Genomic DNA, 15905 nt, shown 5'->3' with positions numbered 1-15905 from the left:
ATTCCACTGAAGTTCTGCTTGGTGGATGTATGAACGAAGGCATAGTTGTATGCTTCTTTAATGTGCATACCTAACGTTAATAAATTATATTCACGGATGATACAGACTGTAAGAAGAACCATCTTCTTATGGTCTTTTTTATTATTAAAACGGTAACTGTTGATAAATTGCAGAGGGTTTCAGGTTATCTCAAAAATATATTCGTATTCCTTCGTAGGTGGGAATATTTTGAGTTGCTGCAGGATCAAGCAGTATAAGAATAGTCCTACCAAACGTAATGAGCGTAGTCAGCGGTAGTACTTTTTCGCAAGTCATCCCATGGGACTTCCTGACCGCACAGTGGAAATCAACAGACTAGAAAAACAGAGCTTATTTTCTTTGCCACATCCATAAAGACATAACGTTATCATTCTAGGAGAAAGAAGGAAACTGTTATGTTAGAACTTAAAGTACAAGGCATTAAAAAATATATGGAAGCTACACTTGTAGTCGATCATTTTTCACTTGAAGCGTATGAAGGAGAAAAGGTTGGAATTGTTGGTGCAAACGGAACCGGTAAGAGTACGATCCTGAAAATCATTGCGGGAATCGAGCCAATGCATTACTATCCAGGCTATCCACAAACATCAAGCTATGGCTATGATGAAGGTCTTATTCATCTACCGAGAGGAGCCACTAAAGCTTATTTGGAACAATCACCTGTCTATCCGGAAGGTTTAAAAGTCATTGATGTACTAAACTTGGCTTTTGAAGAAGTTGATAACATTGAAAAGCAAATGCGTGAATTAGAAGAGCAGATGAAGACGTTGGAAGATGCAGCTTTGGAAAAAGCATTAAACAAATACAGTGACTTAACACAAGTGTTTGAAGTGAGAGGCGGATACGAGCGTGAAGAGAAATTAGGCAAGGTTTGTACGGGGCTTAATTTTTCCGACAGCTTTTTAAATAAGGATTTTGATTTATTAAGCGGAGGCGAAAAAACGACTGTTGTGCTTGGAAAGCTCCTTATTCATAATCCGGACATTTTGTTACTTGATGAGCCTACCAATCATCTTGATATGGAAGCCATTGAGTGGCTTGAAGGCTTCCTTAAAACATATAAGGGGATTGTCCTAATTGTGTCCCATGATCGATATTTCCTTGATAAGGTGGTAACGAAGATTGTAGAGATTGAGGATATGGAATCGATCTCTTACAAGGGTAACTACTCATCCTTTGTCAGTCAAAAAGAAGAGAATATGCGCATTCAATATGAGCATTTTAGAGAGCAGCAAAAGAAAATCAAAGGGATGGAGGGGCAAGTTAAGGAATTAAGAGATTGGGCGATGAGAGCCGATAATAACAAGTTCTTTAAACGAGCAGCCAGCATTCAAAAGAAACTTGATAAATTAGACAGAATCGATAAACCAGTTTTTGAGCGAAGTAATATGAGATTAGACTTAAAAGTGGCAGAGCGCTCAGGGAACGAAACGATAAAGGCGGTTGGTCTATCTAAAAGCTATAAAGATAAAGTGATTTTAAAGAATGCGGACTTGATGGTTCAGTATGGAGAAAGGGTCGGACTAATTGGCCCTAATGGGAGTGGGAAGACAACCTTTCTAAAAATGCTTCTAGGTGAGGTGCAGCCAGATAACGGAGTAGTGGAGTTAGGCGCTAATGTAATGGCTGCCTACTTACCACAGAAGATTACGTTTAAAGATGAAGAGTTAACAGTCATAGAAACCTTTAGAGAGGATATCTCAATTGTAGAGGGAAAAGCTCGTGAATACCTCGCCAAATTTATGTTTTATAAAAAGAGCGTCTTTAAAAAAGTAAAGCATTTATCAGGCGGGGAAAGAATTAGACTAAAGCTTGCCATGCTGTTATATCAAGATATCAACTTATTAATCCTCGATGAGCCAACGAATCACCTGGATATTAAATCGATTGAAACTCTTGAAGAAGCACTGGAGGACTTTGAAGGGACGATCTTCTTCATCTCACACGACCGTTATTTTATCAATAAAATTGGGGAAAGATTGATTGCTCTTGAGGATTATTCTTTGAAGAGCTATCTTGGAAACTACGATTTTTACAAAAGTGAAAAAGAAAAAGTTACTAAGCAGGTAGAAAAAGAACCTGTCGTAAAAGTTGAAAAAGTGAAGAAACAACGAAGCGATACGGAAGAGAAGGAAGCAGCAAAGGCATTATCAAAGATTGAGAAGCTTGAAATGGAAATAGAAGAAATGGATAAAGCCATGTCAGCTGACAATATGGATTATGAAGAACTTGATAAGCTTTATAAACGGAAACTCGTATTAACGAATGAATTAGAGTCAGTCATGAATTTATGGTTGAGCTTGAGTAATTAAGAGTTAATAAAAGAAGTCGATTCCTATCTATTCTATTTTAATAAATCCTAAGAAAGAGCTTGATTATCCAAGCTCTTTCTACATTCACTGCCATAGATTTATAAGAAATCTTAATAATTTCCCCACCATTTTAAAAGGCCAAAAGACTATTTGAGGTACTAATGATAAAAAAGACAATGCATCAAGGACAATATCTCGAAACTTATACTTCTTGTCTGTTCCCAATCGCCTCATGGTTATACCCCCCTCATCATTCCATTTTATTGTAACAATCATATACATATTTAGAAAATGAAACGTATTCCAAGACGAAATGGTTTTTCTATTGTAAGGTGCCTTCGTTGCCACTTCCGTTCTATAAAAACCGTTCTAAATCCAGTAGAAATTCATATATATGAGTGGGTTAAACATCTAACAGGGTTGGTGATTACATGGATAAGTCATCAAGATACAAAGGAAAAGATGATGAAAACATAAAAAACGAACAGCTAGATCAGTTCCGTGTAAAAAATACCGGTAAAAAATTGACTACCAATGAAGGACTAAAGGTTGCAAATGCTGAGCATACGTTAAAGGCTGGAGATCGTGGTCCTGTTCTAATGGAAGACTTTCATTTCTTTCAGAAACAGATGCATTTTGATACAGAACGAATCCCGGAAAGGGTTGTTCATGCAAGAGGTTTTGGGGTACATGGTGAATTTGAAACCTATAAATCTATGAAACAGTATACGAGGGCGGGGTTCTTACAGAAACCTGGAACTAAAACTCCTGTGTTTGTCCGCTTTTCAACCGTACAGGGAGGGAAGGGCTCAAAGGACACCGCAAGAGATATTCGAGGGTTTGCAACTAAGTTTTATACAGAAGAAGGTAACTACGATATGTTGGGACTCCAGTTTCCAATTTTTGTCCTCTTTGATGCCTTTAAGTTTGTCGATTCCCAACACGCACTTAAACCTGAACCTCACAATGATATGCCAACTGCCTCTGCTGCTCACGATAATTTTTGGGACTTTGTTGCGAATAATCAAGAATCAGCTCATTTTGTAATGTGGGCCATGTCCGATAGAGCGATTCCTAGAAGCTGGAGAATGATGGAAGGGTTCGCTATTAATACATTCCGATTTGTGAATGAACAAGGAAAATCTACCTTTGTAAGGTTTCATTGGAAGCCAGTTCTTGGTGTTCATTCTCTATTAATGGAAGAAGCACAATTTATTGGTGGGATTGATCCGGATTACCATCGAAGAGATATAAGAGATGCGATTGAACGTGGTGCATATCCTGAATTCGAACTAGGCGTGCAGATGATTGATGAGGAAGATGAATTTAAGTTCAGCTTTGATGTACTAGATCCTACAAAGATTTGGCCTGAAGAAATTATACCCGTGGATATTATTGGGAAAATGACCCTGAATAAGAATGTCGATAATTTCTTTGCCGAAACAGAGCAGTCCGCGTTTGATGTGACTAACTTAGTACCGGGCATTAACTTTAGTAACGATCCGATTTTACAGGGGAGAACTTTTACCTATAAAATTACGCAACAGCACCGGCTTGGTGGATCGAATTACCCGGATTTGCCGATTAATAGATCTCTATGTCCTTTTCATAATAACCAGCGAGATAGCTTTATGAGATATCGGATTGATGTGGACCAAACCAACTATTTTAAGAACTCGATAGCCAATAATACACCCGGACCTACAAAGCCTGAGGAAGGTGGCTTTGTTCATTATCCGGAAAAAGTAGAAGGCCGCAAAGTGAAAGCAAGTAGTGAATCTTTTAAAGATATTTATTCGCATGCGAGGTTGTTTTGGAATAGTATGTCTACCGTTGAAAAACAACATATTATTGAGGCTTTTAGCTTTGAGCTCGTTAAAGTAAAAAGAGAGTCTGTTCGTCAACAAGTTGTTGATATGTTTGTCAATGTAGATAAGGAAATGGCGACCATCATTGCAGATAACGTGGGGGTAAACCCTCCAACCGGAAATCACGTACCAGTGACAGCTTCTTCACCTGCAGTAAGTCAGGCGAACACAGCACATTATCCACATACGCTAAAAGTGGGAGTGCTCATTGGAAATGGTTTTAATGGTCCAGAAGTAAAAAGCGTTTTGGAAACTCTGGAGCAAAATGGTGTTTTTATAGAGATTGTAAGCGAAAAGCTAGGGATGGTTACTGGGGCAGATGGTACAACACTTAAAGTCGATGAAACGTTTGTTTCTACTCACAATGTCCTCTATGACGCACTCTATATAGTAGGTGGACTCACTGATAATCAAGCTAATTTCAACAACTATGTTGCAAGTTTTATCAGTGGAGCATACAAGCATTATAAGCCAATTGGTATTGCTTCAGACGCAAGTTCCTATCTTAAAGGGTCCGAAAATAACAACCTAGCAGGGGTAGTGTTTGCAACAAACAATCAAAACTTTGGAAAAGACTTTGTTGCTGCGATTACGAAACGACGATTTTGGGATCGAACTTAGAGACTTACATAGACTGATGCTGTCACACTCTCGAGCATCAGTCGTTTCTTTTTATTGCCAAGTGTTTTTCATTTACCTTTTTCCAATCCACGCTTATAATACTACTTTGTGGGTCCTTTGCGGCCGGGTGGGAGAGGGAAACTGAATAAAGGTTGTTACTATGCTTCAATGGCTAAAGGGTTATTTTGATTTACCTGGACATGAGACGACTCTTAAACGAGAGCTGATGGCTGGGATGATTTCTTTCTTTACCATTGTGTACATCATTGCTGTAAATGCAACGATTCTTGCAGAAGCGGGGATTCCATTAGAAGCTGGAATTATTGCAACAATTGTTACGTGTATCATCGGCTGTTGGTTGATGGGGATTTGGGCAAACGCACCTATCATTCTCGTTCCTGGAATGGGAATTAACGCGATGTTTACGTATACACTTGTTCATTCTATGGGATTATCCTGGCAGGAAGCATTAGGGGCAGTAGTAGTATCGGGAGTTATTGTTACGGCAGTTTCCTTCACACGAATTTCTCAGATACTACTGGAAGTCATTCCAGATTCGTTAAAGCATGCGATTACAGTAGGGTTAGGGTTGTTCTTAACACTAATTGGATTAGAAAAAGGCGGCTTAATCATAAAAGGAGAGAACTCACTTCTAAGTTTAGGTGATGTTACCGATCCGTTTGTGATTTCCACCATTCTATCCATCTTACTGGCTGTGTTTCTATTCATGCGTAATGTGCCGGCTAATTTCTTAATTAGTATTATGGCTGGTACGCTTATCGCTGCTTTATTAGGTGTAGTAAGTTTTCAAAATGTGGGAAGCAGTTCTCTTTCTTTTGAAAGCTATGCCTCTTTATTTGGTGCCATTTCATTTGAAAGGATTGGTAGCTTTACGTTTGTCGTTGCCGTCTTTTCATTAACGATGGTTCTCTTATTTGAGAACATCGGGTTAATTAATGGTCACGTAAATATGATGAATCGCCCTAAAAAGTTCAAGCGTTCCTTCCAAGCAAACGGACTTTCTATTTTAACGAGTGGATTATTTGGATCAAGTCCAACGGTTTCTACAGTAGAAAGCACAGCTGGAATTGCAGCTGGAGGACGTACAGGACTAACAGCAATCGTCACAGGAAGTTTATTTTTGCTTTCCATCTTTGCCATTCCTTTGGTAAAAATCATTCCCGGAAGTGCAATCGCTCCAATCTTAATTATCATTGGAGTACTCATGCTTCAAAGCGTGAAACAAATTGATTTCCAAGATCTTTCCGAAGGATTTCCAGCTTTCCTAGTAATTGTGATGATTCCATTTTCATATAGCATTGCCCACGGCATTGCCTTTGGATTCATTTTCTATCCATTAGTAAAGCTCGCATTAGGAAAAGCGAAAGAAGTGTCCTTACCGTTATATATCATAGCAGCACTCTTTCTACTCACATTTATTGCTGAAGTACATTAATGATAGGACTAAGGCAGCTTTCTTGTCCAATACAAAGCGAGAATAGAACGAGGTGACCAGTACTGGTCCCTCGTTTTTTATAGATTCTCACATGGATAAATCATTTTCAATCCACGCATGTTACACTAGGTAAGTTGCTTCTTGCCAAGACATAGTTAAAACAATAGCAATTATTTAATTGGAAACTTTAAACCTTGGTTATAAATTCATTGAATAATAGGGTTCTTCCTGTTCAGTGTCTTCAAACCATTTTAATCCTTGATAATCAAAGCCAAGCTTCTCCAATATTTTAAAAGATTGTTCATTATTTGGATCTGCTGAAGCAAATATTTTTTTAACTTGTCCATGATTTTTCGCTACATTAATACAAGCTATTGCTGCCTCCGTAGCGTATCCTTTCCCCCAGGATTCTTGAATAAAATGATAGATCAGTTCGACTGTTTCCGGTGAACTTTTTAGTTTAAATCCTGCTGCTCCTATCACGTTGCCTGACTCTTTTTCAACCACTGCAAAGATAGATAAGCCATGTTTTTCATAGCACTTAGCATAGGAATCTAACACAACTGGAAGTAAATCATGCTCAACTGCTCCTCCGCTATAAACCATTACTTCATCATTTCCCCAGAATCCTTTCGCTACATGGAAGTCTTCTGCTTCAAAGACTCTCAACCTTAATCGATCTGTATCTATAATCATTTTCATAATAATCTCCTCGATTTCTATTCTATTAATTAATTTAACCATACCAATAATACCCATTAACTGTATCCTCCTGTAGACTGAAATTAAGCGAAAAGGCAGAATCGTTTAAGTGGGAAGCGATGCAGTTTTAAGTAAAAGCCTTTCTCTTATGACCTATAGAATACTATTTTTTAGAAAAGTGAAACCAAACATTCCATTCATTTCGTTATACATATGTGCACAATTTAAAAGGAGGTTTCTCCGTTGGGAAAAGATCAAGATTTAATAGAAAGAATCAGGAGAGGTGAACAAGAGGCGTTTAGTCTTTTAGTAAAGCCTTTATTGTCTTCAGCATATAAAACTGCTTACCTCATTCTAAAATCAAAAGAACATGCCGAAGATGCATTACAAATTGCACTAGAAGGTGCTTATATAAGCATTATGAAAAACAAAGAAATGACAAATTTTAAGTCATGGTTTTACAGCCTTGTATATTCTCGTTCGATAGATATCTATCGAAAAAATCATCGTCATATACATATCGACCTTGATGACTATAGAGAAGTACAAATGAAGATAACTACGGAGTCAGCACAACAGGTTGCAATAAATAAAGAGAATAAGGCAGAAATGCTGAGACAATTTATGAAACTCAAAAGAGATCAAAGTTTACCTCTGTTTCTTCATTATTATGAAGATTTATCAGTTAAGGACATTGCTCTTGTTCTTAATGAAAACATTATCACTATCAAAACGAGGATGAAACGTGGGAAACAAAACCTAGCAAAAATAATGAAAGAATCAAACCATTTTTTACAGGAGGTTAAGGCGAATGGGATATAAAAAGGAAGACCCTATTCAATCATTGGAAGAGATTGAGGTTCCAAACACTCTTGAAAAATTTATAGACGAATTACCTGATAGATATAACAGCGGAGATATCAACATAGAGGTAGAGGAACAAGTTGATAAAGAATGGAGTTTATTCAAGAATAACTTGAAAAAGAAACAGAATGGAGTAATTAGAAAAAGAATCACCGTTTTTACACTATCCGCTGTAGCAGCTTTTGGTCTTTTCGTTGGTACAGCATTTGTATCGCCTGCTGTGGCGAAAATGGCTTCTAATATTCCATATCTTAATTTAATTTTCGAAAATAAGATTGAAGTGATGTCAGTAGGAGAAGAAATTAATCGAGCGCTTTATGAAAATAAATTTATGAATATCAATGCACATGTAGACTACAAAACAAAATATATTGAAGTAATGATTTTCGAACCAGAAGAATACTACAACGAAGTAAAAGAACCTATTGAAAAATTAATTCAAGATATATTGAAAGCAAGAAATGAAGAAGAATATAGCTTTAAAGTATTAAATGATGCTGAAACGGGTCGGATTTGGAAAGAGATGGCTGAGAATCCTTCAGAAGAAGCATTGGAATTCGATAAAATCACTGCACTCGTTTATGAGGTATTGGAACCTTACGGACATGTCTCACTTGGAATGGAAAATGGAGTTAGAGATGGCGTTGTCTTTTTCGAGTTGCCAAAAACCGAAACAAGAACAGAAGAGATTAAATCGGACATCTTAGAAACATTCAAACAAGAAAACATAGAGGGATACACTGTAAAAATCCTCACGTATGATCCTAAAATTAGAGAACGAGAAGGCAGGTTCATGCCTTTGTTTGATACCATTGCAAAAGGCTTAAAGGCAGAAAAAGATTTTAAGGTGTATTCGGTAGGCTATACCAATAATAAATATAAAGACCATTTTCACATTGTCATTCGAACCACTGTATCATCCAAAGATTCAGCTATTGAAAACGTAGTAGAGACGATAGAAAAAACAGTCCAAGACTTTCTGCAATCAGAGGACGCTTTAAAAGCGATACAGGATGATAGATATCAAGTTGTCATCTACAGTGAGGATGATAAGAAGATGAAAGTGTTGAAAAACTAAAGCTGTGAGGGAGGGACAAGGGGACAGGTACCTTGTCCCAATTTGTTTTAATTAGGGACACAGAACCCTGTCCTTCGTCCCTTTAGAGGTGCTCGAAAATTTTAAACAATAGTCTATGTCCAAACCCCACCCGAATAAAATATCCATAAAACCAGGATAGGGGTGATCTCATGTTTTCGGTTACAGAAATGCGGACCTTTGAGTCGTTTTCTGTTCCGCATATTACAGTGCTACTGATGTTTTTTGTAGTCTGTACTTTTTTAATCATGTTTAGGCGTAACCTCAGGGCTCACAAGTCTTACATCAAATGGACATTATTATGTATTTTGGTAATCAGTGAAATTTCCCATCAAATATGGGTAGTGGCTACAAACCAATGGGAGGTTGGTAGTCTACCTTTACAGCTATGTTCCTTCAGTACATTTATGGCTATTTATCTATTCATTAAACCAAGTAAAAAAGTATTCTATTTGTTATTTTTTACGGGAACACTTCCACCCATATTAAGCATGGTAACACCCGAATTGTTTTATCAATTTCCTCATTATCGTTTCATTAAATATTTCCTCCATCATGCCGCAATCACATGGTCTGTACTCTACTTCATCGTATATGAGGGTTATCGTGTACCGAAGAAAGCTATATGGACCGGCTTCATTTTGTTGAACATCATTGCACTTCCCATCTTTTTCATCAACCACCTTCTAGACACAAATTTCTTCTATTTAGCCAATCCTACAGAATCAGAAACGATCTTGTCCTTTTTTGGATCAGGAATTATGTATTATATCAATCTTGAAATTGCAGCAATAGTTGTATTCTTCATCACGTATCTCCCGATGGGCATGTTACAAAAGAGATAAGGGGACAAGGGGACAGGTACCTTGTCCCAACTTTTTTTGGGTGCACAGACTCTTTCTTTTTGCCCCAACTTTATCGTATATCAGATAATCCCTTATTTACGAAGTTATTGATAATTTCGGCCATTTCCTTTGGTGGTTTATTCATCCCACTTTCTAACCAATATTTAATTACATTAATACTTCCACTCACAACAAACATACTTATATATTCAAACGTTTCCCGTTCAAGATGATTACCAATAATCCAGTTTTTAAATATAAACTGCTGTGTAATCTCCATTCCCTTTTTTTGAAAGTGAATATCGCTATTTTCACTTAGAAGTGTCTTACATATTTCACTTTTCTCGGCTATATACTCAAGGATTTTTTCGGTCATTTTCAATGCTTCTTCTTCTTTTGAAAAATTGTACTGACTAAGTGTATTAATCATATCCTGGATAAACTCTTCTTCAATGGCATTTAGTAGATCGTATTGACTTGAATAATGAGAATAAAATGTTGAGCGATTTATGTCTGCCAACTCACATATTTCTTTTACCGTAATGCTTGAAATTTGTTTCTCCTTCATTAATTTCATAAGACTTTCCTTTAAAACCATCCGCGTATATTTTTTACGTCTGTCCATATTAGAATTAATCCTATCCTTTCAGATTTCAATGAGTTAAACAACAACCAATGGCATTCTGTTGTGTACTAAACGTATCTTAAGTAACTGTTTGTTGAATAACCAACACCGTGTTTATATAATGATAAGGTGAAAATGCAAATGGCTCAAGAGAGGATGAAATATGAACAGTATTGCAGAACGAATCATCAAGCATAAGAAAGCTGTTGTGATTATTTTTGCTTTATTTACGGTGATTTCAACGGTTGCGCAATTATTCGTGTCGGTGAACTATAATATGGTAGATTATTTGCCAGATGATGCTCAGTCGACACAGGCAATGAAGATTATGGAGAATGAATTTACAGCTTCTGTTCCAAATACAAGGGTAATGGTGGCCGATGTATCCTTGCAAGAAGCTCTTAGTTATAAAGAAAAACTATCTGCTATTGATGGGATTGAAGAGGTAATATGGTTAGATGATGTGGTGGATTTAAAGACACCATTAGAAATGGCGGACGAAGAGACGACAGAAACCTATTACAAGGATAGAAATGCGCTGTTTTCTATTAGTGTTCGCGCTGGTGATGAAGTTGAAATTACAGATGCCATTTACGAATTGATCGGTGAAGATGGTGCGATTGCAGGGGAAGCGATTAATACTGCATCCTCGCAAAAAATGGCGGGAACGGAATCTTTTTATGCTGCCATTCTACTGGTTCCAATCATTATTTTCATCCTTGTCATCTCAACCACATCTTGGATTGAGCCGTTATTTTTCCTAACGGCGATCGGTGTTTCTGTGTTAATAAACTTGGGAACCAACATCTTCTTAGGGGAGGTTTCCTTTGTAACTCAATCGGTTGCGCCAATCTTACAGTTAGCTGTTTCGCTCGATTATGCCGTGTTTCTTCTTCATAGTTTTTCTGATTACCGGAAGAAGACGACTAATCCTGAAGAGGCTATGCTACTTGCAATGAAAAAGTCTTTTCCTGCCATTACGGCTAGTGCAGCAACCACTTTCTTTGGATTTATCGCCCTTACATTCATGAAATTCGAAATCGGCTCGGATCTTGGATTAAATCTGGTGAAAGGAATTCTTCTAAGCTTTATTAGTGTTATGGTATTTTTACCCGCGTTAACTTTATTGCTATATAAATGGATGGACAAAACACAGCATAAAAGCTTTGTACCAAGCTTTACAGGAATCGGAAATGTTGTGGTAAAACTAAGAATTCCAAGTTTACTCCTTGTTTTTGCCATTCTGATACCAAGCTTTTTAGCACAAAGTAATACGTCATTTACGTATGGACTTGGTGAGCAACCAGAAACAACGCGTGCTGGTAGTGACTTTTTAGTAATAGAAAAAGCATTTGGTGAAGCCACGCCAATGGTTCTTTTAGTTCCTAGAGGTGATATCGTTAAAGAGACAGAGCTCGTTCAAGAATTAGAAGACCTCGATTATATTACAAGTGTTATTGCTTATGTGAATATGGTCGGTTCAGTCATTCCTCCAGAATATCTAGATGAATCGATTACGAATGAATTTTACTCTGAAAACTACAGCCGTATTGTTATCAATACGAATCAAGGGACAGAAGGGGAAGTTCCTTTTTCCATTGTAAAAAGTGTACAGGAAATCGCTGAGAAGTATTACGGAGATCAGGGACTTAGTTTAGGAGAAAGTGTTACCTTGTACGATATTAAAAATACTGTAAACAAGGACAATATTGTGGTTAACGTTCTGACGGTTGTTACGATTGCGATTGTGCTACTTGTGACCTTTAAATCTATTTCCATTCCACTAGTCTTACTCGTAACCATCCAATCAGCTGTATGGATTAACTTATCAATCCCTTATTTCACAAACTCTTCATTGGTGTTTGTAGGATATTTAATTATCAGTACGGTGCAGCTTGCAGCCACTGTGGATTATGCTATTTTATTTACGGAAGCTTATCAACATTATCGGAAAGAAATGTCTCCATTGAAAGCAATTGTGAAAACATTGGATGAAAAAACGTTCTCTATTTCAATATCTGCTGCAATCTTATCGAGTGTAGGGTTCATTTTATGGATTACGTCATCTAATCCAATTGTATCTTCCATTGGTTTACTGTTAGGAAGAGGAGCATTACTTGCCTTTGTAATGGTTGTATTTTTATTACCGGCACTTTTATTGGTATTAGATAAATTTATTAAGAAAACGACCTATCAAGCTAATTTTTATGAGGAGAAGTGATGATGAGAAAAAAACAATTTCTGTTAGTTGTATTATCCTTCATAGTACTCTTACCTTCATTTCTTGCAACTGCTGACAAAACCAACAGGGTGTCAGCTGAAAAAGTGGCTGGGAAAATCACTTCTAAAGATGAAGTGGTATATGCAACGTTAAAAGCAAATGGGGACCTAGAAGAAATCTATGTTGTAAATACATTAGATGTGGCTCAGCCTGGAGAAGTCTTCGACTACGGGGAGTACAGTAGCGTCAAAAATCTAACTGATTTATCGGAATTAAATCTAGAAGGGGAGACCATTCGTGTCAACGCCCCAGAAGGAAACTTTTATTATCAAGGGACTTTAAAGGATGATTCTGAATTACCTTGGGATATTAATGTTTCCTATCTATTGGATGGGAAAGAAATAGATCCAACCGAACTTGCAGGCAAAATGGGTCATATCCAAATAAATGTTGAGACGAAAGTAAATAAAAATGTTGATTTAGTCTTTTATGAAAACTACTTATTACAAGTCTCCCTTATGTTATCCAATATGTATGGTAACATTGAGGCTTCCGGCGGGATGATTGCAAACGCGGGGAAGAATAAACAAATTACGTTTACTGTTATGCCAGGGCAAGAGGAAAACTTCAGTGTGGAAGCAGATGTAGAACATTTTGAGTTTCAAGGAATTGAAATAGCAGCTGTTCCATCCACACTTCCGATTGATACATCAGAAATGGACAGTATGACAGATGATATGTCGACTTTATCAGATGCAATAGGGGAATTAAATAATGGAGTTGCTGATTTAGAGGACGGAGTTTCCCAATTAAACAGTGGGGTAACGTCACTTAGAGAGGGTTCAACTCAATACAAAAATGGGATTAACCAGGTGAATGGCGCATCCACAGAAATCATTCAAGCTTCAAATTCTATTGGTGATGCACTTAAGACCATTAGTGATTCTATGTCTGGGGATTCTTCAGAAATGGACTTAACAAGCCTGAATGAGCTGCCAGCTGGTCTTACTCAGTTAGCAAATGGTCTGACGGAAACAGCAAACGGACTATCAACTTTGCAAGAGAATTACTCAGTTGCTTACCAAGCTTTGGACGGGGCAATTAAGGAAATTCCTGCTCAACAGCTTACAGAGGAAGAGATAACGGGGTTGTATGCGAGCGGTGCTGATTCCAATGTACTGGATAAACTGATTGCATCTAATACCGCGGCTCAAAAAGTAAGAGGAACTTATTCTGCTGTAAATGAAGCCTTTTTAGCGGTAGAACCATCTTTAAAGCAAGCTAGTGAAGCGATTCATGTTATTAGTGGAAACCTGACTTCTATAGCAAATGAACTTTCGGCTTCTCTAAAAGAGACGGATATGAGTGGATTAGGAGAATTGCAAAAGGGCTTAGCAACATTGTCCTCTAATTACAGTGAGTTTCATTCCGGATTAGTAGGTTATACAGAAGGGGTAGGTCAGCTTGCTGCTTCTTATAACCAGCTGCATTCGGGTATTGTTGGAGTATCCGGAGGAACAAGTGGGTTAAATGAGGGAGTCGGCAAACTCCATGATGGTACGGATGAATTATACCAAGAAACGAAAGACTTACCAGAACAAATGCAAGAGGAAATCAATCAGATGATTTCTGAGTACGATAAGTCTGACTTTACACCTGTTTCCTTTGTCTCTCCTCAGAATGAAAATGTTTATTCAGTTCAGTTTGTTATAAAAACGGAAAGCATTGAAAAAGAAGAGCAAGAAACGAAAAAAGAAGAGCCTGTTAAAGAAAAAGGATTCTGGGAACTGTTTTTAGATTTGTTTAAGTAGTAGGGAACGGTCCTCAGTGCAAGCAGCGTTGAATATATTATAAATCTATATTTAGGCATGAGTTTGGTTAATAGTAGCCTGACTCATGCTTTTTTGTTCACGATCGTTGGAGAGAGTAATTATTGTTTCAGGTATTCTACACGATTCTAAGTTTGTCCCTTAATTTGTGCTTTTTTCGGTGCATCTTAACGTCAATTCCGTCTGTAATATGATTAACATATCTAAATATACTCTATAATTATATGAGGAGGGGTTAAATTGACGAAATACGTAGCACTGTTACGCGGAATTAATGTAGGTAGTAAAAACAGAATAAAAATGGACGCGTTAAGAACCTTAATGGAATCACTAGGTGTTAATAACGTACAAACGTATATTCAAAGTGGGAATGTAGTTTTTGAATCTGCAGAAGAAAAAGTTGCCCTTCAAAGTCGAATTGAGAGTGAAATTGAACGAGAATTTGGCTTCTCGGTAAATGTTGTATTACGAACAGCGGAAGAGCTTAAACAGATTAGTGAGAGCTGCCCATTTACTAAAAAGGAAATCCAAGAGGCAGAATCAATGTCAGAAGGTGAGAGTCTCTACGTTGCCTTCTTGCAAGATGTGCCACTTGAAGATAGCATTGTTAAACTTAATGACTACACAAGTAAAAGCGAAGAAATTCGTATTAAAGACAAAGAGATCTATCTATTATTTAGACAAAGTATCCGGAACTCGAAGTTAGCTAATAACCTTCCCAAGCTGGGTGTTCCATCAACGGTTCGGAATTGGAAGACGGTTACTAAACTTGTTGAGATGTCAAAAGCGGAAGAAATTTAGGTTCCTTTCACACCTGTTATTTACATAGGTTGTTTACTCACATAAAATAAGATTTCTTTACCAGACATTTCATTTTAATCTATAAACCTGTATTCTAATGTGTACAGGCAATATTATAGGAGGTTTACTGATGATTAATAATGATATATTAATTAGATTTAGATACGCTTTAGATATAAAAAACACGGATATGGTTGAGATTTTTAAACTTGGTGGTATTGACGTAACAAAGGAAGAGGTTCTTGAGATTCTTTCAAAGAAAAGTAATGATGAAGATGAATACGATGATGAGGAAAATGAAATTAGTAATGCGATGTTAGAATCGTTTTTTAATGGCTTTATCATTTTTAAAAGGGGAAGGCAAGAGCCAAAACCAGGAGAGCCGGAAAGACCAGCACTGTCTAACGAACATGTTAATAATATTCTTTTAAAGAAAGTGAAAATAGCACTTGCACTTACAAGTGAGGACATTATTGATCTATTAGATGAAGCAGGTGTTACCATTACAAAAGGAGAGTTAAGCGCCTTATTAAGAAAAAAAGGCCACAAGAATTATAAAGAGTGTGGAGATAAATACGCTAGAAACTTTTTAAAAGGGCTAACGCTAAAATACAGAGGATAAGCTA

The 15905-nt window shown here is 37.1% G+C and carries 12 protein-coding genes; 10 read left to right on the top strand and 2 right to left on the bottom strand.

Features of this window, described 5'->3' with window-relative positions:
* Window positions 1-434: 434 nt before the first annotated feature.
* The 3 genes from abc-f to ACFYKX_RS08935 all read left to right on the top strand — a co-directional run bounded on the left by abc-f (window position 435) and on the right by ACFYKX_RS08935 (window position 6296).
* A complete protein-coding gene (gene abc-f / locus ACFYKX_RS08945; RefSeq protein WP_389360216.1) occupies window positions 435-2351 on the top strand; it encodes a ribosomal protection-like ABC-F family protein in 1917 nt (638 codons plus the stop codon).
* Window positions 2352-2782: 431 nt separating this feature from the next.
* On the top strand, window positions 2783-4840 hold the full coding sequence (locus tag ACFYKX_RS08940) for a catalase (protein ID WP_389360214.1): 2058 nt from the start codon (window positions 2783-2785) through the stop codon (window positions 4838-4840).
* Window positions 4841-5000: 160 nt separating this feature from the next.
* A complete protein-coding gene (locus ACFYKX_RS08935; protein ID WP_389360212.1) occupies window positions 5001-6296 on the top strand; it encodes an NCS2 family permease in 1296 nt (431 codons plus the stop codon).
* 198 nt (window positions 6297-6494) lie between these two features.
* Here ACFYKX_RS08935 and ACFYKX_RS08930 read toward each other — a convergent pair whose 3' ends face one another.
* Entirely contained in the window at window positions 6495-7055 is a 561-nt protein-coding gene (locus ACFYKX_RS08930) for a GNAT family N-acetyltransferase (protein WP_389360210.1), read from the bottom strand.
* Between the two features lie 186 nt (window positions 7056-7241).
* Here ACFYKX_RS08930 and ACFYKX_RS08925 point away from each other — a divergent pair, with 186 nt between their 5' ends.
* The 3 genes from ACFYKX_RS08925 (at window position 7242) to ACFYKX_RS08915 (ending at window position 9803) form a co-directional block, all read left to right on the top strand.
* On the top strand, window positions 7242-7820 hold the full coding sequence (locus tag ACFYKX_RS08925; RefSeq protein ID WP_389360208.1) for an RNA polymerase sigma factor: 579 nt from the start codon (window positions 7242-7244) through the stop codon (window positions 7818-7820).
* Window positions 7810-8940: a DUF4030 domain-containing protein gene (locus ACFYKX_RS08920; RefSeq protein WP_389360206.1), complete on the top strand. Its 1131-nt coding sequence runs from the start codon at window positions 7810-7812 to the stop codon at window positions 8938-8940. The genes ACFYKX_RS08925 and ACFYKX_RS08920 overlap by 11 nt, the downstream gene beginning before the upstream one ends.
* Window positions 8941-9110: 170 nt before the next feature.
* Window positions 9111-9803: a YwaF family protein gene (locus ACFYKX_RS08915; RefSeq protein ID WP_389360204.1), complete on the top strand. Its 693-nt coding sequence runs from the start codon at window positions 9111-9113 to the stop codon at window positions 9801-9803.
* 70 nt (window positions 9804-9873) lie between these two features.
* On the opposite strand, the gene ACFYKX_RS08910 is transcribed toward ACFYKX_RS08915, so the two are convergent.
* Complete coding sequence (locus ACFYKX_RS08910) at window positions 9874-10428, bottom strand: TetR/AcrR family transcriptional regulator (RefSeq protein ID WP_389360202.1); 555 nt, start codon at window positions 10426-10428, stop codon at window positions 9874-9876.
* Window positions 10429-10591: 163 nt separating this feature from the next.
* Between ACFYKX_RS08910 and ACFYKX_RS08905 the strand changes: the two genes are divergently transcribed.
* The 4 genes from ACFYKX_RS08905 to ACFYKX_RS08890 all read left to right on the top strand — a co-directional run bounded on the left by ACFYKX_RS08905 (window position 10592) and on the right by ACFYKX_RS08890 (window position 15901).
* Complete coding sequence (locus tag ACFYKX_RS08905; protein ID WP_389360200.1) at window positions 10592-12649, top strand: efflux RND transporter permease subunit; 2058 nt, start codon at window positions 10592-10594, stop codon at window positions 12647-12649.
* Complete coding sequence (locus ACFYKX_RS08900; RefSeq protein WP_389360198.1) at window positions 12649-14460, top strand: WXG100 family type VII secretion target; 1812 nt, start codon at window positions 12649-12651, stop codon at window positions 14458-14460. Before ACFYKX_RS08905 ends, ACFYKX_RS08900 begins: the two co-directional genes overlap by 1 nt.
* A gap of 258 nt (window positions 14461-14718) precedes the next feature.
* A complete protein-coding gene (locus ACFYKX_RS08895; protein ID WP_389360196.1) occupies window positions 14719-15279 on the top strand; it encodes a DUF1697 domain-containing protein in 561 nt (186 codons plus the stop codon).
* A gap of 130 nt (window positions 15280-15409) precedes the next feature.
* Entirely contained in the window at window positions 15410-15901 is a 492-nt protein-coding gene (locus tag ACFYKX_RS08890) for a YehS family protein (protein ID WP_389360194.1), read from the top strand.
* Window positions 15902-15905 lie beyond the last annotated feature (4 nt).

Source organism: Cytobacillus spartinae, assembly GCF_042865285.1.
GTDB lineage: Bacteria > Bacillota > Bacilli > Bacillales > Cytobacillaceae > Robertmurraya_A > Robertmurraya_A spartinae.
This window is presented reverse-complemented; position numbering and strand designations above follow the sequence as displayed.

What these genes read in the sequence shown, in the direction of transcription:
- ACFYKX_RS08905 (WP_389360200.1), top strand. Translation starts at nt 10,592, where the DNA reads ATGAACAGTATTGCAGAACGAATCATCAAGCATAAGAAAGCTGTTGTG.
- ACFYKX_RS08900 (WP_389360198.1), top strand. Translation starts at nt 12,649, where the DNA reads ATGATGAGAAAAAAACAATTTCTGTTAGTTGTATTATCCTTCATAGTA.
- abc-f (WP_389360216.1), top strand. Translation starts at nt 435, where the DNA reads ATGTTAGAACTTAAAGTACAAGGCATTAAAAAATATATGGAAGCTACA.
- ACFYKX_RS08935 (WP_389360212.1), top strand. Translation starts at nt 5,001, where the DNA reads ATGCTTCAATGGCTAAAGGGTTATTTTGATTTACCTGGACATGAGACG.
- ACFYKX_RS08920 (WP_389360206.1), top strand. Translation starts at nt 7,810, where the DNA reads ATGGGATATAAAAAGGAAGACCCTATTCAATCATTGGAAGAGATTGAG.
- ACFYKX_RS08910 (WP_389360202.1), bottom strand. Translation starts at nt 10,428, where the DNA reads ATGGACAGACGTAAAAAATATACGCGGATGGTTTTAAAGGAAAGTCTT.
- ACFYKX_RS08930 (WP_389360210.1), bottom strand. Translation starts at nt 7,055, where the DNA reads ATGGGTATTATTGGTATGGTTAAATTAATTAATAGAATAGAAATCGAG.
- ACFYKX_RS08940 (WP_389360214.1), top strand. Translation starts at nt 2,783, where the DNA reads ATGGATAAGTCATCAAGATACAAAGGAAAAGATGATGAAAACATAAAA.
- ACFYKX_RS08890 (WP_389360194.1), top strand. Translation starts at nt 15,410, where the DNA reads ATGATTAATAATGATATATTAATTAGATTTAGATACGCTTTAGATATA.
- ACFYKX_RS08915 (WP_389360204.1), top strand. Translation starts at nt 9,111, where the DNA reads ATGTTTTCGGTTACAGAAATGCGGACCTTTGAGTCGTTTTCTGTTCCG.